The following is a 22663-nucleotide window of genomic DNA, read 5'->3' on the forward strand; positions in this document are numbered from 1 at the left end:
TTAGATGCTTTTGTCAAACTTCAGCAATTAGTAAATATAGAAAATATTGCCATAATAATTGTTGGTGATGGTCCGATGCGTGATGAAATATCAAATAGATTAAGTAAACTTACAAAAAATGTACATTTATTAGGTAGAGTCCCTCCAGAGAATATACCTAATATTTTGAAAAATAGCGATTTTCATGTCACTGCTTCAGAAAAAGAAACCAGAGGTTTAACTGTATTAGAAGCCTTTGCTGCAGGTATTCCAGTAGTTGCTCCTCAAGCAGGAGGAGTCGTAGAAAATATTCAAGATGGATGGAATGGTTTATTATTTGCACCAATAAATCAGGAAAATTTTTGTGAGAAGTTGAAGCTATTAATAGAAGATAGTAATTTACGGATTCAAATGGGTATTAATGCCAAAGAATCTATTGCTAAATATAGTTGGGATAATGCAGTAGCTAATCTAGTAAAAATTTGGCAAGAACAGATTACTCAAGTCTCTTGAAGAAGGAAAAAGGAAGGAGGGAGAAGCAAGAAGCAAGAAGGAAAAAATTGATGGGGAGTAAAACCCCGACCAATTATAAACATCACTTATGAGATGCAGGGTGCAGGATATTAAATCTAAAGGAAAAAGATCAAAATTAGTAACGAAGCATATCAGCCATTAACTTTTGCTTCTTTAATTTGGTGATGGTGCATTATAATCCTTGTCTATTGTAATTAGGGCTTGCTGAATAAATTTAAAAGTATTTACAGATAAAGGTTTTAGCCTTTTTTGGGCCTTTAAAAAGTACCTGTTTTTCAGCTCTTTACTCTCAAAAAGTTAGTATTTGAGGCGCATAATTGGGCAGAACAATCTTGAGACAATTCTTACTCCTTACTCCTCTAAATTCTCTTTTCCCCTGTCTCCTGTCTCCTGTCTCCTGTCTCCTACCCCCCACCAAAAGACTTTTTCAGCAAACCCTAATTATTTTGGTCAAGGACAAAAGCAGTGGGAGCATCTTGCTCCAATGAAGCACAGTTGTTCATCCTAATCTACCATTAAGTTCCGCAGGACTACCTTTATACAATTAATTTGCCTTTAGCCTTTACTACTTATAGCAATTCTCATACTGAAAAAGAAGAAAAACAGGCATATATAACTAATAATATCGATACTTTTTTTGTAGTAAATACTTAGCAAATTGGTATGACTATCCTAATTATAGGCATTTGGAGTAGAGAACAATCTCAAGGAAAAACTACTTAAAATTTGAGATGAACTACAAATAATTTTCTTCAACCCCACCTTTGTATATATGAATCAACTTAAATAACATTCTGGTTGTTTTTCTCAAAATTATATCCTGAAAACTCTATGGAATTTTCTATATTTTTTTGTGTCTTTTGCAACAATACTTCTTGAATTCCTTTGAATAATAGTATTATGGAAAATCTTTGATAAAACTTACTTATAAAAAGATTAAAACAATATAATCTTTAAGCAAGTTAAAAAATATCCAGTTAAAGTAAATACAAGATACTAAAAAATACTATTAGTTAAAAAGCCTAATAAACAAAATAATTGTAGTTATTAACTTAATTTAATTAAGTAAGTATACTTGAATAGCTAGCAGAAAATTAATCCATCGGTTCAACAATTAATGATTAATAATTGCCTCTCCTTTAAAACGGATAGGATTGACTCAAAGGAAAAATTTTCTTCTCTTGGTCGATTGGATATGGCGAAGTTTCCTCGCCATCCCTCAACCGCTTTTTATCCCCTTAAAGGGGGAGGCTTTAAAACACAATTTCCGGTAAAAACGAAATTTTTAATAGCTGTAGCAGTCATCAAAAAAATCCACAGATTAACACATACTTAATTGCATAACTTATAGGAAGTTATAATTAGGTATTAATTCAGTAGACTTAATTAATGCTATTCCATTCTTTTTTCATTCCTCTAGCAACTCAAGGTTATGCAAACATTCTTATTTATATGGTTGGGACAAATTGTATCCCTATTCGGTTCTAGTCTGAGTGAATTTGCTTTAGCAGTATGGGTTTATCAGACAACAGGTTCAATTACTCATTATGCTCTGTTGTCCTTATTCATTCATCTACCTAGTCTCTTCATTTCACCATTTGCTGGTGCAATGGTAGACCGCTGGAGTCGCCGTAGAGTAATGATTGTCAGTGACTCAATCACTGGAGTAACAGCATTTGCAATAATGTTATTGGTCTTCTCCGGGCAACTGCAAGTTTGGCATATCTATATAGCAGTAGGTATTAGTTCTGTCTGCAACGCTTTTCAATGGCCAGCTTATACCTCTGCCATTACTCAACTTGTACCAGTGCAACACCTGAGTCGCGCTAATGGTATGGTACAAGGTGCAATGGCAACAGCAAGAATACTAGGTCCAAGTATAGCGGGGTTGTTGATTATTAAAATCCATCTTCACGGAGTATTATTAGTAGATTTTGGTACTTATCTGTTTGGGTTGCTGACTCTATTGAGTATAAAATTCCCTAGAAGAGAAAAGAAAATTACCAGACGTAAAGTAAGTATTGAAGAGTTGTGGCAGGAAGTTGTTTCAGGTTGGAATTATGTAGTGATACGTTCTGGCTTACGGAAGTTAACTATATTCTTTGGTGTTATTTACCTAAGTGCGGGAGTATTGCAAGTTTTATTCTTACCAATGGTATTAAGTTTTGCCTCTGAAAAAGAATTAGGAATAGTAATGTCTGTTAGTGGCATTGGAATGTTACTAGGTAGTGTGACAGTAAGTTTATGGGGAGGTACTAAGCGTCGAATAGAAGGAATTTTAATCTTTGCATTTATCCAGGGATTATGTTTATGTTTAGGAGGATTCAAAACTGCTGTAGTATTAGCTGCAATTGGCGGTTTTGGTTATTTATTTTCTAGGGCAGTTATTGTTAGTTTGAATCATACTATTTGGCAACAGAAAGTACCTCAAGATTTACAAGGACGAGTTTTTGCCTTACAGAATATGATGGAAAAGTCTTTATTAGTAATTACTCATTTAAGTGCAGCACCTTTAGTGGAGTTTATATTTAAACCATTAATGAGTGAAAATGGAATGTTAGCAAGTAGCGTAGGAAGAATTATTGGAGTTGGAGATGGCCGGGGAATGGCTTTATTATTTGTATTGATGGGTCTATTGAATATTGGGGCAGTATTAGTCGCCTATCGTACTCCAGAGTTACGGCGAGTAGAGAGAGAGTTGCCTGATGCCGATCGCTTTGAAGTTGATACTGAATCTGATAATACTGCTGCTTGCTAAAGCATGGACTATAGACAGGAGACAGGATACAGGAGAAAGTAGACAAGAGTTAGGGGAATTTAGAGGAGGTAGGATTCAATAATTGATAATTACCTCTCCCTAAAACGGATAGGATTGAATAAAAGGAAAAAATTTATTCTCTTGGTCGATTGGATATGATTAGGAAATCCATCCATCCCACCCAACGGGTGCGTTCCGCTAACGACCGCTTTTTTCCCCTTTCAAGGGGAGTATTTTTACCTTAATTATTGAATTATTGAATTATTGAATTATTAATTATTCGGTAAGAATTTTAAGAATGATTTTTCTGCCCAATTATGCGCCTAAAATACTAACTTTTTGAGCATGAAGAGCTGAAAAACAAGCACTTTTTAAAAGCCCCAAAAAGACACTTGTATTTAATATGTCAATGCTTTTAGAATTAATCAGCAGAGCAATAATTCGGGTTTGCTGAAAAAGTCTTGTAGTAGGGGTAGGAGACAGGAGACAGGAGACAGGAGGAACGGGAAATTATAGAGGAGGTAGGAGCGGGCGTTTTGTCTCTCAATTTTTCTGCCATAATCACCCCAAAATACTAGCATACATGAGCTTTTTCCACCGAAAAGTTGCTACTTTTTTCAACTCTAAAACGCTAAAACTTTTATCTGTAAATACTTTTAGATTTGATCGGTAAGCCCTAATTATCTCTTATTAAAACGGATAGGATTGACTAAAAGAATTTTTTTTGATTCTCTTGGTCGATTGGATATGGCGAGGTTTCCTCGCCATCCCACCCAACGGGTGCGCTGCGCTTTTCGCGCCAGCGTTGCAAAGCAAACGACCGCTTTATCCCCTTAAAAGGGGAGGCTTCAAGGCGTGAATTGTTGAATGAATAATTATTAACTCTTAATTATTAATTATTCGGCAAATAGCCATCTACCCTTACACATTGTATAACGATCAAGGGAACTATCATATCGCACTACGCATCTTTGACATCCTCCCGACGCTGCACTTGCGTGACAGCGCGGGATTCCTAACCATCGCGCTCTTAGGCCTTTCTGCTTCAATGCACCAGCCTCCAAGGTCGAGCCTCTTTTCGGTCTTACAGTCGCTCCACAGACTGACACTGCTAGCCCAGCAGCTAAACTTTAAGTATAACACACTATTGAAAAAACCGCAAAATTGATTGGTTTTTCCTCCGGAATGCTGCGCAAACATCCCGACGCTCCCCTGCGGGAGAGCGCGGGTCTTCTGTCAACATTTTGATAAATAGGTATATAGTACATAAAGTTTGATCTTTATAATATTTAGGAGAAAATAATGGTAGCAGTTTCTAGCAATGACCCCAACGATACAAGATTTATAGTTCCCTCAGATCAATTTACTGGAGTTGTTGAATTTGAAAATACCCTTACGGGAGAGACTTGTACTGGGTCCCTACTAGCTGGTGATGGTTTTCATATTCTGACGGCTGCCCACTGCTTTAATAATCAGGATGATTCAGCCAACTTAAATCCTAACCCCAATAATTATGTGGTCTCCTTTGAATTAGTTGATGGCACTCGTCAACAAATAAATGTCGAAGAGATTTTTGTTCATCCCGAATGGACATCCGATGATAGTAGTAATAACGATATTGCCATCATTAAACTCTCCAATGAAGCCCCTGATGTTGAGAGGTACGAAATATATCGTGATAATGATGAGGTTAATCAAATTTTTACCCGTGTAGGTTACGGTTTACCTGGAACTGGTACAGATGGTCAGATTTCAAATCCAGCGGAAAACCCCTCTGTCAAGCGTTTTGGACAAAATATTTATGATAGCTTGGGTGAAATTCTTACAGATCCTCCCGAAGAAAGCCCAACGATTATAGAAGGTACACAGCTTGCCTTCGACTTTGATAATGGGGAACCAGAGAGGGATGTTTTTGGCCTTCAATACGGATTGAATCAGTTGGGAGTGGATCTAGAGGCTAATTCTACACAAGGAGATTCTGGGGGTCCGGCTTTTATTAATGGCCAAATAGCAGGCATTACATCCTATGGTTTTTCTTCATCTACCGACGGTATAGATGTGGATATGATTGGTGGTAATTCCAACTTCGGAGAATACAGTGTTGATACAAGGGTTTCAGCTTATGCTAGTTTCATTGACGAAATTATAAATCGTTCCTCATCACCTGGTGAAAATATTAGAGGAGATAGAGATGATAATACTTTAATGGGTGCTGCTGGTAACGATACTATTAATGGAGCTCGTGGTAACGACAAGCTTTTGGGAAGAGCTGGTGATGACTTGTTGATAGGTCGCCCTGGTAATGATATTTTATTAGGAGGCACTGGTGATGATACTTTAGAAGGAGGTATTGGTCGCGATCGCCTAAATGGTGGCACTGGCAATGATACACTATTAGGCGGTGGTAGTATCGACCGTTTTATCTTTAATACTAATGAGCAATTTCAGTCAGAGGATGTTGGTATAGACCAAATTACAGATTTTTCTCAAACACAGGGAGACATTATTCTCCTAGACCTCAGTACTTTTACTGCGATTAACAGCGACTCAGGAACTGGGTTCAGTATTGCTAATGAGTTTGCTACAGTTATTAACGATCAAGAAGCAGCAACGTCTGATGCAGCGATTGTCTACAATAGTAACAATGGTAATTTGTTTTATAATCCCAATGGTAGCGAAGTAGGTTTCGACAGTGGCGGTCAGTTTGCAACCTTGACAAGTACTCCATCCCTAACAGCAGCAGATTTCTTCCTCAGAAGTTAGTTGTAGTGGCTAAAAAGAAGAAACTCTTAGACTAGCAATAATATCAAATCCGGTTGAATACTTATTATACCAATTTGATAAATGTTTGTGACAAATGGTAGAAGGAAGAGGGAAGAAGGAAGAAGGGGTAAATTTTGAAAAAAAGGGAAAAAAGATAGAGATAACTATCTCAAATGAACTGGAGCAGCTATTTTTAAGCATATCCGATCAATATCTACCTTTTCCTAACATTCTTTTTTCAAAATGGTATTATATAGTTAAGAGTAGGGGAACAAGCAAAAAATATTTACTCAGTCAAAAGTCCACTTATTGTACTTCATAATAACGGGAAGTGCTGTATATGACTCCGACTAGTTCGATCTGACTAGCTGACTAGACTGGGAGGACAAGGTAAAAAAAAGCTTGAAACTCAGATAATGCTAAATTTTTCCCTCTTCCCTCTTCCTTATTTTTTATGAATCTTAACCTCAATCCTACGATTAAGTTGTCGATTAGTTTTAGAATTATTTTCTACTATAGGATTAGACTCCCCATAACCAATGACCAAAAAACGGTAGCGATCGCCCATACTTTTTGAGAAATATTCTGCTACTCCTTCTGCCTGCAAAAATGATTTTTCCTGATTGACCTTCATTTTACCTAGATTATCAGTATAACCAGAAACACGAATTGTCATTTCTGGATAATTTTTCAATTCACCAATTAAATTATCTAAAATTGACCTTCCCTCAGAACGAATTGTATTACTACCAGACTCAAACAAAACATCACTAGGAAGAGTAACCATCATTGTATTTTCACTAAAAACTGGTTGAGAAGGCTTATTTATTACTTGTTTATTCTGACGAGCAGATGTAGGCAAAGCTAACTGTTGAGCTACTAGATCCAATCTTGCCTCTAAATTTCCACCCGATTCTCTCACACCTAGTTGATTTTCTAAATTCCTGGTACGACTAATTAAACTATTTAACTGTGTTTGTAACTTTTGAAGCTCTGTTTGTAGTTCCTGTCTTTGTGCCTCAGTCAGTTCAACTTTAGGCATAATCATCTCTGGGGTAGAAGCAGGGGTAGACCTTGAGGGTTCAGGTAACTTTTTCTGAGATACTATACTTCTAACACCACGCAGTAATTTTTCTGCTATGGGTATCTCTTGAGTAGTAGAAGGATATTGAAAAGCGATCGCCATTCCCAAAACCCAGGAAAAACCGCTAGCTACTACCAGCAGTAAAAATCTAAATATTAAGGATAGTATTAACAAAACCATTCCCGGAGACCTAGTATTAGGAGTCCGGTTAGGAGAAGATTTACTCACGGTTTTTCCATTCTATATTTATTCTAATTGGATGCTACCTCAAAAACTGAAATTGATAAATAAGACATAATACCGGAGTTTTGAACTACAAAGGTTCTATTTCCAATGTACCATTTTCTTGAAACAACACCTTAAACTCAACTATGGATTGATTATTCTCCTCACCTGATGCTTTTTCATCTTGTAAATCTGGTAGAGGAGTTTTATCTGCCCCATTAGCATCTGCCGGACTTATGGGTTTATAGCCAATAATAGAACCATCTGAAGCTACTGTCACACGATAAGTCAAAGCTTCGTTGATTTCTGTTGTCCAAGCATTATTAATTTTTTCATATAGTAAATTCTTTAATCGTTGAATCTCTGCTTCATCGGTAATTTCGGAACTGGTCAAAGATGTCTCTGAATTTTCTTCAGTCAGCGTCTGTTCAGAAGTATCTACCCCATCCACTTCATCCGATGAATTAACAGTAGCATCTGGTGATGAGTCCAAACCTTCAGGCGTAGGGGTAGGATTAAAACCAGGTTCTGAAGTACTGTTAGGAGATGCCTCTAAATTATCAATACTTTCGTTTGACTGTGGTTGAGGATCTTTAGGACGTTGTACTTCTGGAATAGGGACAAAGAATAAGGCCAAGCTAGCTAATGCTAAACCAGACATTCCCACAGCAGCAGGTATAACTTTCTGGACTACCGGCTCTCCTGATTTTGCCTCCTTTCGAGACACAGGTTTTACTGCTAGAGAAAAACCAGGTAAAGTCAAAGAATCAGCAAAAAATTGGTCTACCGCCTCAACCAAATCAAATAGTTGGACTGTATTTAAATCAAGAATTATTCCAGGTTTTCGATCTTCAACATTGCCCTCAGAAACTGTCAATCTGTGTAGATTTGTATCTATTTTCTGTAAATGCACCAACTCTTGACTTTCACTTTGGTGTCTAGGCAAAGATATTCCACTAAGAAATTCTTGGGCATAACTACTAACTTGTCTTACCAAGCTTTCAAAAAAATCCCGTCCCCCAGTTAATGATTGCTCTTGGCCTTGAATATGACATTCAGCATTGGTCAAAATAGACAATACCTGCCCTTGACCTAAATTAGGATTTTCAGCATCACTCAAGCCTTGCAAAATCAACTTACAGTTAGGCAAACTGTACTGACGTTGAATCGTCATAGCACTTGTCCTCCATAAAATTCATAAAAAGTGACATTTTGTCCTGATATTTCTCCCTGTTGCCTGTTCCCTCTTTTAACTCACTTCTCCATCAAACAGACTAATCCAAAACCTTTGCATACCTGTTGTGCCAGTACAGAATAGTAACTTACCCAATAATTCTAATCCTAGTTGATTTAACTTTTCCTCTGAATTGTAAGCCATTACACCAGACCGCCGGGGGTTCATACGACTGCGAAAATGTGCTCTAAACTGTTCTAAATAAAAAGATAATTGTAAATGATTTTCTATTGGTAACTGTTTTTGATTTAACTGCTGATAGTCAAACAAAAGTTTCCGAATCGGAACAGTTAAACGTTTGGCCAAATGACAAGCAATAATTACTAAAGCTTTAGCCTCATTCAATGTCAAGGGACGACGTTGACTATTAAGACGTAGAGGATTTGTACTACGCAGTCGCCACAAAAAAACCCGATTTGGAATAATTCCTTGTAATTCTAGGTCTTTGACAACTTTTAACATCACTTCAGCTCCTCCAAGTTGCAAAGCTTCAACTGCCAAAAGAATTAAATCAATTTGGGTTTTAGTTCTACGGGGACATCCATCATCGGGGAGAGGTATATCTGGTAAGTTATTCAATATTAATGGTGCGGACGGACTGGGGGCAGTTTTCAATTCCATTACTTTATTTATTGCCAATATTCAATACTTCGTTATACTATTTTGGTAAAAATGTCAATACAACTAAACAATATCAATTATTATCAACATTGACACCCAACTATAAATTTTGTACTAGGTCTAAGAGGTTATCTGAGAAATCCCATTTGCTACATCTAAACCCCCTAAATTGGGGGACTTTTAGAAGCAAATTGACTCTTCCCCAAAAGTTGGGAAGGAGGCAAAATTCAGTATCAAAAAACTTTTCAGATATCCTCTAAATTAGGATTATTAATTCCAAGACAAACTAAACTCTACATTAGATATATACTTTTCCCACTGAGAAATTTTTTTTACAGCACTTTTCATATTGATGACCTCACGTCACAATGAAAAACCTGTAGTGGCTTTCTGGCAATTTGCCCCTACTGTGTACTGTAGTCTACCGAAATGAAAACCGCTGTAATCTAAATCTCATAAATTTTGACTTTCTATTTTTAACTTTTAACTTTTAACTTAAATAAATGGACTTAAAAAATTTAATTCGCGAAATTCCCAATTTTCCCAAACCAGAAATTTTATTCCGAGATATTACTACCCTTCTGAGTAACCCAGAAGGTTTACATTACACTATTGACATCTTGGCAGAAAAATGCTCAAAATTTGAACCAAACTATATAGTGGGCATAGAATCCCGGGGTTTTATTTTTGGTGTCCCTTTGGCTTATCAGTTGAATGTAGGTTTTGTACCAGTGCGTAAACCGGGAAAACTACCAGCAGCAGTACATTCAATTGCTTACGATTTAGAATATGGCCAAGATACCCTAGAAATGCACCAAGATGCTATGGCATCAGGTAGTAGAGTTTTAGTGATTGACGATCTATTAGCTACAGGCGGTACGGCAGGAGCTACAGCTCAATTAATTGAAAAAGCAAATTGTAATTTAGTCGGGTTTGGCTTTGTTATTGAGTTAAAAGATTTAGGAGGGCGTCAGAAATTACCAGAAGTGCCAATTGTTAGTTTGATTGAATACTAATTTCAGTTATCAGAAGGAAAGAAAATCGGAAATTTTATTTTTTATCCTTTTACAACCTACATTCTGCACAACAAAATGTATAGCGCTGTGCGCAGCTCATTTGGTAGTAGGCAATAGCGGTCAGACCCCGCGTCGCCGCTAGGCGCAAGCGGTCGGAACCCGCGGGGTGCGTCAGACGCAAGCGGTCAGACCCCGCGTCGCCGTCAGCTCGCTTGCGGAACGCCGACTCCTGTGAGGGAACGCCGACTCCTGTGAGGGAATGCTGACTCCTGTGAGGCAGTAGGGGGGATAAAAATCTTATGATATAAAACTTTTAGCTATTGGACAGTTCCTGACATTTGTAAAGCAAGCCAGCGCACATTGCTTTAGTATAAAAGGTGAGTAGTCAATAGTCAGTAGTCAGTAGTCAGTAGTTAGTAGTGAGTAGTGAGTAGGGAATGATGCCGACTAATTGTCTGGTTCCATTAAGTATTTATGCTTAATATTTTCTTGAGAATTTGACTTCTGAGAAAGCTCAATGAAGATAATTTTTAGAGTATAAATACTTATCAAGCTACCATTTTTTATGCTAGTTTTGATGTTACAAATTGACGTGCGGAATGTGGGTTAGAATTAAAAGTTTGAGACCTTGTTTCTTAGTAATAATAAACAGGAAGAGTCAGGTTAGGCAGTAGGGAGTAGTTCTAATCTAAGAGGATATCTGAAAAGTTTTTTGATACTGAATTTCGCCCCCCGAGCAAGCCAACTTTGGCGGAAGAGTCAATCTGCTTCTAAAAGTCCCCCAATTTTGGCAGGGCTGTTTTAAAGTATTGTAGATTAAAGATGCGCGGGAGAATGGGAGATTAAGGAATAGTGGAACAGTAAAATTTGCCAAAATTTGCCGATTTTTCAGCCAATAAGCGTCTTTAAGCTCTGAGAGAATATTTGGTCCAACGCCACTTAAAAGCCTCCATCCCCGTGTCTCCGTGTCTATCGAGAATGAAACCTGCCCCAATTTTGGGTGATTTAGGGGGCTTGGATGTAGCAAATGGGAATTCTCAGACAATCTCTAAGAGGTAATTATCAATTAATCAACTATTTCTCTATCAATATTTAGTAGTAAACATTGACGTATTTCATATTAGTTTTGTGGATAAAAAATTGAACTATAGCAAGCTAAAACAACTAATTGCCAGTGAAACTTTTGCTTATGTTTTAAAGAGATTATTGCAAGCAATTTTGACTTTATTTCTAGCATCTGCTCTTTGTTTTGCCATAATTCAGTTAGCTCCAGGCAGTTATATAGATACTTTAAGTCAAAATCCTCAAATTTCTCAGGATACTATTAAACAACTTGAGCAACAGTTTGGTTTGGATAAGTCGCCCTTAGAACAATATTTGCGTTGGCTAACACAAATTATTACCAGTGCCAATTTTGGTAGGAGTTTTGTCTTTCAACAACCAGTTGCCGAGCTATTATGGGAGCGAATACCTGCAACTTTACTTTTGTCTATTTCTTCCTTAATAATGACCTGGGCGATCGCTATTCCTCTTGGTATTATTGCCGGAGTTAATCAAAACCGTTTTTTAGACCGTTTTCTCCAATTAATTAGTTACACTGGTCAAGGTTTTCCTAGTTTTATTACTGCTCTATTATTATTATTTTTAGCTCAAAATCTTTCTCCTTTATTACCAGTGGGAGGAATGCAAAGTATCGATTATGATGAGCTATCTTTTGTCGGTAAAATTTTAGATATGGGTTGGCATATGATTTTACCAACTGTTGCTTTAAGCATTACCAGTTTTGCTGGTTTACAGAGGTTAATGCGGGGACAATTATTAGATGTTTTGCGACAAAATTATATTCAAACGGCAAGAGCTAAAGGTCTTCCAGAGAATCGAGTGATTTATGTTCATGCCTTGAGAAATGCCATTAACCCTTTAATCACATTATTAGGATTTGAATTTGCCAGTTTATTAGGTGGTTCGTTTATAGCCGAATATTTCTTTAATTGGCCTGGTTTAGGAACTTTAATTTTAGAGGCGGTAAGAAATCAGGATTTGTATTTAGTTATGGCAAGTTTAATGATGGGTGCTTTGATGTTAATTATTGGTAATTTATTGGCAGATTTATTGTTGAAAGCTGTAGATCCAAGGATTAAATTGGAAAATCTGAAGTAGATATTTCTGTAAGCATTTAGCATTCAGCAGTCAGCTATCAGGTATGAGTGATTAACTGAGATTTGTCCCACTAGCCCCCCAACTTTGGGGGGAAAAAGAGTAATTTGCTGTTCAAAGTCCCTCTTTATTAATCCCCCTCCCGTCCCCCTTTCCAAGGGGGAAGCCAGATTTTGCTTCGCTTTTTGCTGAATGGGGGATTTAGAGGGCCTGGATGTAGCAAATAGGACTTCTCAGACAACCTCTTACAGCAGTTTTCATCTCGCACAGTTAAAGTTATGACAGAAACAATACAAGCAGAACGGATTACTATTTATGATTTGATAGATAAATTTAATTTTAAATTGAGTGAAAATCCTGCTTTTTTTAGGGAATAGCAAGTTAATGAAGTCAGAAGTCAGAAGTTGTTTTTGTAACGGGGATTTGAGCAACTCTCCAAAAACGTTTTGCCTTAAAAGGCAGGGTATTAGACCCAATTATTTTGATAATTTATTAGAGATTAATGAAAGGGAAAAACAACTATTGCATCGGGTTAAAAATAATTATTTTAATTTAGCGATGCGTCTTGTAATGGAAAATATGTTCAATAATTAATAATTACCTTTTCTTTTCAAGGAGAGTTAATTCTAAATTCTAAATTCTAAATTATTGAACTTCTTTTTATACCACTGCTGAGAGTTCTATAGAGATTGAAGAGAGGGATAAAGGGTTAATTATTCGGGGTAAAATTGATATTTTAGTGTTACAAGAACGCTTCTGGGTTTTGGTTATTGAGTCTAAGCGATCGGGGTTTTCTTTAGAGGTGGGTATTCCTCAATATTTAGCTTATATGTTAGGAAGTCCTCATACAGATAAGTCTTTATTTGGACTGGTGACTAATGGCAGTAATTTTATCTTTTTAAAGTTGGTAAAAGGGGAACAGTTTGAGTATGCATTGTCTGATGAGTTTAGCTTAAGACGAGGGGATGATTTAGTGATGGTTTTGGCTATTTTAAAGGGGTTAAAAAGAGGAATTTTAAGTTGATTATAATGTAAGCATTTCCTGCGGAATGCTGCGCAAACAGCGGTCAGCTATCAGCTATTAGCTTTATTACCTTATAAAAAAGGAGAAAAAAGTAATTGATAAATTTCACAGAATTATAAAGTATGGCTAAAAGCTCATCACTCAACCTTAGCAGTTTATCGAGCCACATTTACATTTCCCTTTACAGACAGAATTTACACAAACTGACTTTTAAACCACCATCTGTAGGGGCGAATGGCATTTGCTAACGCAGAGCTGCCGCTAACGCCCTCGCTATATGTGTAGTCTCTGCGTAAGTCCTGATAGAGTTTAAAATGTAGTAGAAATTAAACTAATGCTTACTTCATTCTTTTTAATATTCTTTATTAATGGGAAAACTGTCTCTAATTATTAATTATTAATTATTAATTATCTTTGTGCTTGGTTAATTCTGAAAAGCACTCTAATAACCAACTTCCTACCTGTGCTTGGTCTTCCGTCCGACTGCGACTTAAAGCAGTTTCCAATATAGCAATATTCAACCCCGATAAAACTAACGATTCTTTAATTCGCTGACTACCATTATTGTCGATAATAGCAAAAGCAATAATTTCTGCTTTTTGTACATCCACTACCCAATATTCTGCTACTTGTATTTCCTCATAAAGCAACCTTTTTTGACCAATATCATCAGCTAAAGTAGAATCAGCAATTTCTATGACTAAATCTGGTGGTGGTGTGGTCTCAAGATTTGTAATAGCTGTTCCCTGTGGTGCTAACTTCGCACGTTCCCCAATATAATAAGATATATCTGGTTGACATTCTCTGATACCTTTCATCCGATAACTACAGTTATCCAAACTATTGAAAGCCAGACTTTTGATAGTGCAAAAAAGATTTATGGCAAATAGAATAGTAGCATTATCTCTGGAATGATTAGGTCCTATTGGCATGGTTTCAATTCTGATATACTCATTGTGGTAATAGCATTTAGCTTTTTGATAGGCAGGGTTTTCCGTCATCTCAATAAATTCATCCCAGGTAGCTATTACCCATGTATTTGTTGGTAGTTTTGTTCCTATCATATTCATTAAAATGATGTTTGTATCTAATAAATATAAATAACTCATTTTGACAAGTTGATGTCATCTAAAGGTAATAATCCTTCGTCCACATCTGGAAATTCTTCATCTAAAGGTTCGAGGGTAGAAAGGATTTGCAGAAGAGATTTTTTCTTGACAGGAGAAATAATAGCGAAGGGAATGCCATCTTGGATGATAGTCAAGGTTTCGCCTGTTTTTTGTGCTTGGCTAATTAGGTTTTGGACGGGTTCGGGAAGCTCTGCAAGGGTGATTTGTTTCATTGTGAGTTCTAGGTTTGGGGGTTTCAATCTCTAAATAAGGCTCAAACCCTATCCTGTTAAGCCACAAACGCGGTTTGAAGAAATAATAGCAGTCCGAGCCGTAGATTAATAGATTTGAGTTTGTCTCAAAATAGTCATTTTGCCACTCTAGATTGTCTTTTTTACACTACATGGAACAATATTCTAAGCGCTGAAACATTTGGTGTAATCTTTTTAGGGTTTCTGAAAAGCCAAGGTTATTTTCTGCTGTTCTCATAGCATTGTTGAGAGCTATAGTATCTTTCATCAGCCCTCAACCTGGAGGAGGGCTACCATTATCTGGATATGTCATTCTATCATGCATGCTATTTCTTTTAGAAATGTAAGCTATACACATTTTTGGAAGAGAGCCTTTCTGATTATAGCTAGCCTCATACCACTGTTGCCATATGCGCCAGCGCCACCACAAAAATGTTTTTTCTACACCAGCTTACTCGGTCACCAAACGCTTCCAATATTCCTTCATTATACTCCTTTGTACGACCTAAACTCTTATAAATCTTTTTCTGAACGGAAAAGCCGAACTTACCATTGCTATGTTGTAACCAAAGTTGGTCAATCTCTTGCAAACATTCACAAGATATTGTTTGGAAATTTACATCTTTATTTAGGTAGGTTGGATAAGGTGTAAATTTTTCCCCGGTCATAACTGCTTTAGTTTGCTCGTCGGCTTCAATCCACTTACCTGCAGCCAGGAGGTCACGAAGTTCTGTTAAGTCCAGTGAGCTTCTCATGCTAATTCAAAATGTATCACTGTTTATTTTTATAAATTGATCATAGCAATTACCTTAACTTTCAAGTGAATTAATTATCCAAACTGTCAAAACATTTGACATAAATAAAAAGTCAAAAGCAAAACAAAAAGTCCCATTTAGTAGTAAAAATTTTAGTATCTCAAAACACAAAATCTCCATGTTATCCCAAATTTATTACCTACTCCGTTCTAAAGTTGATGGTAGTTATATTAGTGCCAATCCAGACTCAGATTCGACTGTTAAATTTTTATTATTATTCCAGGAAGACTTTGACGCCCACAGCTACCTCAATACCCATGCTCCAGACTTGAGCGATCGCTTCGCCATTGAATCTATTCCAGCTACCCAGTTAAAAACAATATTAAAAAGGTGGGACTTCCAAGGAGTAGGAGTTATTCAAGACCCATTGCTGCCCAATATAGAATTTCTGATAGTTAGTTAAAAAAAGTTGAAATATTAGGAATCTGAATCAACATATAGAGTTAAAGGTGAAATTTGTCAACAATTTGACGCTATATATAAAAAATCGCGCTACACTCATAGTCTGTCACTTAATTTCCTAAAAATTCAATTTCATAAATGGTAAGAGAACTAGAAAGAGTAAATCAGGGTGAATTTCCCGAAACAGCACCTACAGCAAACCCAGTATTTTATCGAACTTATAGCCGTAAAACAGAAAATGGCCGTGAGACTTGGATAGAAGTATGCGATCGCACAATTAATGGCCTGAGAAAATTAGGCCAACTTACCCCCGAAGAAACAGACTTACTGTATCGGATGCAAAGTCAACTAAAAGCCATGTCTTCTGGCCGTTGGTTGTGGGTAGGGGGCACAGAATGGATTACACAACCACAAAATTTTTCCGGGGCCTACAATTGTTCCTCCACAAATATAATGGACTGGCGTGCCTTTGGTCTATTAATGGACTTAGCAATGATGGGCTGCGGTACCGGAGCAGTATTAGAAGGAGATTATATCAATCAACTGCCACCAATTAGAAATCACTTAAATCTGATATTGCGGGGTGAAATTGGTTCTACCCCTGCTGAATTACGTCGGGAGTTCACAGAACTAAAATTCGATGGAGACCAGGTAGAAATTTATGTTGGAGACAGTCGTCAAGGTTGGGTAGGTTCATATCAAGCTTTGTTAGAATTGTCAACCGATGAACGATTTTCCGGTGAAGTCAAAGTAATTATTGATTTGAGTGATGTCAGACCTGCAGGAGAACCATTAAAAGGATTTGGTGGTGTTGCGAACCCGGTAAAATTGCCAGAATTGTATCAACGTTGTGGGAATATTTTAAATCAAGCAGTCGGGCGACAATTAAATTCTGTGGAGTGTTGTTTGCTAATTGATGAAGCAGCAGTGACAATTGTCGCTGGCAATATTAGAAGATGTTTACCTGAAGGCGCTTTAGTACATACAGCATCAGGGTTAGTACCTATTGAAAAAATTCGGATAGGCGATCGCGTATTAACCAGCAAAGGATTTTATCCCGTAACAAATTTCTTCGATCAGGGTACTCAGTCTTTATGTCGCATTCAAACAGAAGACGGATATTTTGAATGTACTGCCGATCATAAAGTTGCCGTGCTGCAAGATTTGTATGGTAACTATAAAATGATAAAAGCTCAAGACTTGCAAGAGGGCGATCGCCTGATTTTTGTGCCTCAAGCAATACCTGGTACTCCCACCGAACTCCCTGAGTTGAAAGGTGTTACCTCCCATGGTGCAAAACCAATAACAGTACCCGCTCTTACCAGTGAAGTTGCTTATTTTCTGGGATATTTGCATGGAGATGGATCGGTTCCCTCCGATGGATGGCGAGTCAGATTTCGAGTCCACCAGGATAGTCCGGAAATTCTCGAACGACTGATTAATGTTGCTCAAGAATTTGGTTTGGAAACACATACACTGAGAACCCCAGAACAATGTAAAACCAAAGCTTATGAACTTCAGTTAAATAGCAGCATTCTGAATAAATATCTTTCACAATTTAAACAGTCATTTACTTCTATTACGATTCCTGACTGTATTTTGATGGGAACAAAAGAAATTCGTCAAGCTTATTTAGCTGGTTTAGCAGACGCAGATGGTTGTCATTATCAGGGTGTACTCGTAGCTTCAGTTTACCAAGACTTTCTGCGACAGGTGCAAGCATTATACGCATCTTTAGGAATCACCACGAGATTGTGTGGTTCGGTGCGCAAGCGAACAGGAAAATGGGAAGGTGAGTTAGTAACTGTAGGTGAGAGTGCTTTTGAAGCAGTAGAAAAAGTAATGATGACTTACTCTACTCAGTTTCCAGTCAAAAAACGTAAGCGACCTAAATTTTTCCACGACCACGGTTTTCCCAGCGAAATGGCTCAACCTTTAGTGAATACTTTTGATTGGAATAAGCGCAAGCAGATGATGGTTCGCATTGTCAAGAACTTTATCGCCGATGCTACAGATTTGATTCCGGTAAAAGTGAAAAAAGTTGAGATGGATGTGAGAGAAGCATCAACTTATGATATTGAAGTTGCCAGTATCCATGAATTTGTTTGTGAAGGAGTTTTAGTAGCCAACAGTGCCGGAATGAGGCAGGGCAATAGTAGCGATCGCCTGTTTGCTTTAGCAAAGGATAATCTCTGGCGGCAAGATGAAAATGGTAACTGGGGAATTGATCCAGAAAGAGATGCTCTACGAATGGCAAATCACACTCATGTTTTCCATCACAAACCAACATTAGAAGAATGTGTTGAGGCAGTGAGAAAACAATTTTATTCCGGTGAAGGTGCTATTCAGTGGGCAGGTGAAGCAGTTGCTCGTGCTAATCGCGATCTAGTTTCAACCCCAGAAATAAAAAGAGATTTCTTGAAAGCTTATGGACAAGATAACGCCAAAAAATGGTTTCAAGAACACTATCCAAATATTAGTAATGATGAACTCGAACATCGGTTAGCTCGTCTAGGGTTAAATCCATGTGTTACAGCAGATACTTGGATTCATACTGAGTTTGGAGCGCGTCAGGTTAAGGAATTAATTGGCGTTCAACATGGCACTTTTGTTAACGGAGAACTTTTTAGTACAACTCCTGACGGATTTTTTGAAACTGGGACAAAACCTATTTTAAAACTGGAAACTAAAGAAGGTTTTTCAATCCGACTAACTGAAAACCACCTCGTGCTTAAAATTATAAGTCAAACTCAAAAGAAACAATATACTAAATGGGTTCCTGCTATTTCTTTAAAACCTGGCGATAAAGTTTGTTTACACAATCACCGAGAAATTCAAAAATGGGACGGTGAAGGAACTTTTGAAGAAGGATGGCTTTTAGGAAGTATGGTTGGCGATGGCTCTATTGCCAAAACTCAAAGTGGTAATGACATTGGAATACTTAGGTATTGGGGTAAATCTCAAAATGAAATGCTAGAGTATGCAATTGCTGCCCTTGATAATTCTGCTTTAGGACATCCTAATATCAAAGGATGTCATCACAATCTCCACAACATGAGCCAAGTAAGTTCTTCTAAGTTGGCAGTTTTAGGAGATCAGTTTGGAATAAACCGCAAGCACAAAGTTATAACTTCAGAAATTGAACGTGGTAGCTACAACTTTTATTGTGGCTTTCTACGAGGAATTTTTGATGCAGATGGTAGTGTTCAAGGCGACCAAAATAAAGGCGTTAGTATTCGTTTAGCGCAAAGCAATCTAAATTCGCTTTTAATTATTCAAAGAATGCTAGCCCGAATAGGAATTATTTCAACAGTTTACCAGAATCGACGTAGTGAGAACGTAAGAAAATTACCGGATTCTAATCGCAATCTAGCTTTCTATCATTGTAAAGCCAACCACGAACTTGTTATTTCTAAAGACAATTTGCCAATTTTTCAAGAACTTATTGGGTTCAAGGAGCCTGCAAAAAATGAAAAGCTTGCTGTTGTCTTAAAAGGATATAAACGGACATTAAATCGCGACCGCTTTACTGCAACAGTTAAGTCTATTACTCCCGATGGGACAGAAACGGTTTATGATTGCACAGTTCCAGGACCTTCTCGGTTTGACGCTAATGGATTCGTGGTTCATAATTGTGGAGAAATTATTGGTTCAAATTTCCACTGTGTCAGCGGAGATACTCTATTAATTACTCGCGACAGTATTCACAAAATCAAAGATATTGTTGGTCAAAAAGTTGAAATTTGGAACGGCAAAAATTGGAGTCAAGTAATTCCTATAAAAACAGGAAAAGACAGAAAATTATACCGGGTAAAATTTGGGGATGGTTCCTATCTGGATGTGACAGAATATCATAGATTTTTTGTTAAAGATAGGTTTGGTAAAAACTATGAAGAAGTACAAACAAAAGATTTGCTAACTCATAGCAAATATGTTTTACATACGGAACCTTTTGTCATAGATTATCAGGATGGAAATTCTATCAATTTATCTTATGCTTATACATTAGGTGTGGCTGTAGGTAAATCAGTTATCAGTTATCAGTTATCAGTTATCAGTAAATCCTACTTAAGTAGAAGAGTTGAAATACTTGAATTGGATTCTTTTTATCCCCTTGAAAAGGGAGATTTGAAAGCTGATTGTTTGGTAACAGATTTAGGATTCTCTGAAGAACTAATACATCGTCTACAAACTGAACCTGATGCTTTAAATACCATTGCTAGTTGGAATAAACCAGCTATTCTAGCTTTTATTGCTGGATTAGCAGATACAGATGGTTCTAATACTAAAGGTCATGGAATTAGAATTTATTTGTCTGATTATGAACGGGCAAAAAGACTACAATTACTGTTGACAAAATGTGGTATTCGTGCAATGGTAAGTTGCGGTTCTACTACAAATTTAGGAGAAAGAAATAAAGACCTTTACTACTTACAAATAACTGATTGTAGTGAAATTCCTTGTAAATTGATGACCGGGCAAGATGCCCAGTCCACAGATTTAAAACAGAACAATCAAACAATTCAAAGTGTTGAAGAATTGCCAGGATTACATGATACTTATTGTTTTGAAGAACCAGAATTTCACAAGGGTGTTTTTGGCAATACCTTGACAGGAAATTGCAACTTGTCAGAAATTCATCTCAATCAAATTGACCCAAATAACCACAAAGACCAAGAAGAAGCTTTCACCGCAGCTGCTCTTTCTGTGGCAACTTTACTAAACCATAAATTCGTCGAACCTCGCTATCGTTATAGTCGAGAATTAGACCCAATTGTGGGAGTATCTTTTACAGGTTTATTTGACTTTTTTGTAAAAGCTTTTGGCATTGAATGGTTGCGTTGGTGGCAAGCAGGACGCCCGGCAACAATTCAAGGTCTAGAATTTAAACAACAGGAAGCAGAATATTTAACCCGTTGGCGCGAAATAGTCCATCAGGTAGTTTGGGATTATTGCGATCGTCACAACCTCAAACGTCCAAACCGTTGTACAACTGTCCAGCCTAGCGGTACAAAATCTCTATTAACAAATGCAGCTCCCGGTTGGCATCCTCCTTTTGGGTTACGCTGGGTACGACGAATTACTTTTGCCAAAAATGACCCTGTAGCGTTAGCTTGCCTCGACTATGGTTATTCTGTGATTCCGGGGCAGTCAAGCAAAGATGAAAATGGAAATTTACTCAACGATCCTTTTGACGATCGTGCTAAAGAATGGTTAGTAGAAATTCCAGTACAGGTATCTTGGATAGATTTACCTGGGGTTGAGGAGATATCTATTGAAAAGTTCAGTGCGACTGCAATGTTTGACTTTTACATGGGAGTACAACAACATTGGACAACCCATAACACCAGCAGTACTATTTTGTTAACAGAAGCAGAAATTGAACCTCTCGGCAAGCGCATTTATGAAGCAATTCGCGATGATGAAGGTTATATTTCCTCAGCATTGTTAGCGCGGTTTGATGCACCATTCCCCCGGTTGCCATTTGAACGCATATCTCAGGAGGAATATGAAAAAATGCAAGAAGATGTGTTGCGTCGGCGCAAGTCCGATAATTTTTCTGAGTTAATGAATGGTTATGTGTTAGCTAGCGAGTTACCAGAAATGGGACCTCAAGACCCCGCTTGTTCTGGAATGGTTTGTGAACTGAAAGGTTCAGAACCTTAAGTTAACTAAGTAAGTAGCCCGGCATAATCAAATATCACTATGTAATTGCGACTGGAACGGAGTGGAAGGAAGCAATCTCAAGAGTTTTAATTAATTTACATTTTGTTACATAGTGAGGTTTATTCGTGTCTACTTACTTAATTTGTAGCTGTAGAGATTTATCAAAATAAATAATTGGATCGCGCAACTCCGCCTTTTAAGGCGAAATACTTTTGTAGCGAAGCTCAAATCCTTGTTACAAAAATAACTTCTGACTTCTGACTTCTAACTTCGTTAAGGCTGGATATCTGTCATATCTGTCCACCCTACAATGTTTGGTATTGGCATATTGTCATCATATGGCCAGTGGGAGCATCTTGCTCCCCCTCTCATAGAGATAAGTAACTTATGATAGGAATTTATATTAAAAGTAATACTTTTTTCTCCTTTGTCAGTATTATCCCTAATAATCTACTTTATATAGCAGTCGAAGGAAAGGAGAGGACATATCAAAAGCTGAAAATTCAGGCAACGCCAGATTTTTCCTTCTGCCTTCTGCCTTCTGCCTTCTTCCTTCTTCCTTCTGCTATAGCATCTGTTAAGAGATAGGTGTTAGTTCCTCTTCAAAAAACCAAGTACCTACGTTTTCTTCAAATTCAACCCAAAAGCCAATTCCACTACCATCTACCATTTTGAATTCTTTTATTGTACCAATTGGATTTTTCTTCAGTTGGTTAACTATAGCTGCGGGTGGTATAGGCTGTTGTCTGATACCTTTTACTTTTACTTTCTGACCTATTTCCATTTTTGTTTACGATGTTCTCCTAGTGGTATGAATCAATCCACAGTTTATATGAAATTAGTGCTTGAGCACAGTTTTATAGTACAAACCAAAAGTCTAATATGAAAGGTCAAAAGCTAGATTATTGCTGTGACTGAGATATAAGAATTTGAGAATGTTCTGAATAAACTTTGAAATGCAATATAGCACTGCTGCTTAAATTCTAATATCTATCAGAACTTAGGCAAAGGAGAAAATTGTATA

15 protein-coding genes are annotated in these 22663 nt (G+C 37.3%); 8 read left to right on the forward strand and 7 right to left on the reverse strand.

The features are described from left to right. The 3 genes from AC3DU7_RS02355 to AC3DU7_RS02365 all read left to right on the forward strand — a co-directional run. On the forward strand, positions 1–492 hold a 492-nt coding region (locus AC3DU7_RS02355), incomplete at its 5' end, for a glycosyltransferase family 4 protein (RefSeq protein WP_488037761.1). A 1453-nt stretch (positions 493–1945) separates the two neighbouring features. Beyond that, positions 1946–3271 (forward strand): MFS transporter, encoded by a 1326-nt coding sequence (locus AC3DU7_RS02360; protein WP_488037762.1) that lies wholly within the window; start codon positions 1946–1948, stop codon positions 3269–3271. 1302 nt (positions 3272–4573) lie between these two features. Beyond that, positions 4574–6034 (forward strand): trypsin-like serine protease, encoded by a 1461-nt coding sequence (locus AC3DU7_RS02365; protein ID WP_488037763.1) that lies wholly within the window; start codon positions 4574–4576, stop codon positions 6032–6034. A 445-nt stretch (positions 6035–6479) separates the two neighbouring features. Here the strand turns inward: AC3DU7_RS02365 and AC3DU7_RS02370 are convergent, their stop codons facing one another. From AC3DU7_RS02370 to AC3DU7_RS02380, 3 genes are all read right to left on the reverse strand, one after another. Then, positions 6480–7346, reverse strand: coding sequence for an OmpA family protein (locus AC3DU7_RS02370; RefSeq protein ID WP_488037764.1), 867 nt, complete (start codon positions 7344–7346; stop codon positions 6480–6482). A gap of 85 nt (positions 7347–7431) precedes the next feature. Next, positions 7432–8517, reverse strand: a complete 1086-nt coding sequence (locus AC3DU7_RS02375) for a DUF4335 domain-containing protein (protein ID WP_488037765.1) — start codon at positions 8515–8517, stop codon at positions 7432–7434. A gap of 75 nt (positions 8518–8592) precedes the next feature. Continuing rightward, the gene (locus AC3DU7_RS02380; RefSeq protein ID WP_488037766.1) at positions 8593–9198 is read right to left on the reverse strand and encodes a DUF3038 domain-containing protein; all 606 of its coding nucleotides are present in this window, start codon (positions 9196–9198) and stop codon (positions 8593–8595) included. Between the two features lie 503 nt (positions 9199–9701). Between AC3DU7_RS02380 and AC3DU7_RS02385 the strand changes: the two genes are divergently transcribed. From AC3DU7_RS02385 to AC3DU7_RS02395, 3 genes are all read left to right on the forward strand, one after another. Beyond that, the gene (locus AC3DU7_RS02385) at positions 9702–10214 is read left to right on the forward strand and encodes an adenine phosphoribosyltransferase (RefSeq protein WP_488037767.1); all 513 of its coding nucleotides are present in this window, start codon (positions 9702–9704) and stop codon (positions 10212–10214) included. 1140 nt (positions 10215–11354) lie between these two features. Next, positions 11355–12374: an ABC transporter permease gene (locus AC3DU7_RS02390; RefSeq protein WP_488037768.1), complete on the forward strand. Its 1020-nt coding sequence runs from the start codon at positions 11355–11357 to the stop codon at positions 12372–12374. A 736-nt stretch (positions 12375–13110) separates the two neighbouring features. Further along, on the forward strand, positions 13111–13395 hold the full coding sequence (locus AC3DU7_RS02395) for a hypothetical protein (RefSeq protein ID WP_488037769.1): 285 nt from the start codon (positions 13111–13113) through the stop codon (positions 13393–13395). Positions 13396–13799: 404 nt separating this feature from the next. Here the strand turns inward: AC3DU7_RS02395 and AC3DU7_RS02400 are convergent, their stop codons facing one another. The 3 genes from AC3DU7_RS02400 to AC3DU7_RS02410 form a co-directional block, all read right to left on the reverse strand. Continuing rightward, on the reverse strand, positions 13800–14459 hold the full coding sequence (locus tag AC3DU7_RS02400; protein ID WP_488037770.1) for a Uma2 family endonuclease: 660 nt from the start codon (positions 14457–14459) through the stop codon (positions 13800–13802). A gap of 41 nt (positions 14460–14500) precedes the next feature. Further along, positions 14501–14737: a hypothetical protein gene (locus AC3DU7_RS02405; RefSeq protein WP_488037771.1), complete on the reverse strand. Its 237-nt coding sequence runs from the start codon at positions 14735–14737 to the stop codon at positions 14501–14503. Between the two features lie 410 nt (positions 14738–15147). Continuing rightward, positions 15148–15510: a GUN4 domain-containing protein gene (locus AC3DU7_RS02410; protein WP_488037772.1), complete on the reverse strand. Its 363-nt coding sequence runs from the start codon at positions 15508–15510 to the stop codon at positions 15148–15150. A 178-nt stretch (positions 15511–15688) separates the two neighbouring features. Here AC3DU7_RS02410 and AC3DU7_RS02415 point away from each other — a divergent pair, with 178 nt between their 5' ends. Continuing rightward, entirely contained in the window at positions 15689–15973 is a 285-nt protein-coding gene (locus AC3DU7_RS02415; RefSeq protein ID WP_488037773.1) for a hypothetical protein, read from the forward strand. A gap of 137 nt (positions 15974–16110) precedes the next feature. Next, positions 16111–21639: a ribonucleoside-triphosphate reductase, adenosylcobalamin-dependent gene (gene nrdJ / locus AC3DU7_RS02420; protein WP_488037774.1), complete on the forward strand. Its 5529-nt coding sequence runs from the start codon at positions 16111–16113 to the stop codon at positions 21637–21639. A gap of 577 nt (positions 21640–22216) precedes the next feature. On the opposite strand, the gene petP is transcribed toward nrdJ, so the two are convergent. Further along, positions 22217–22423 (reverse strand): cytochrome b6f subunit PetP, encoded by a 207-nt coding sequence (petP, locus tag AC3DU7_RS02425; RefSeq protein WP_488037775.1) that lies wholly within the window; start codon positions 22421–22423, stop codon positions 22217–22219. Positions 22424–22663: the final 240 nt, after the last annotated feature.

The organism is Okeania sp. (assembly GCF_983059655.1).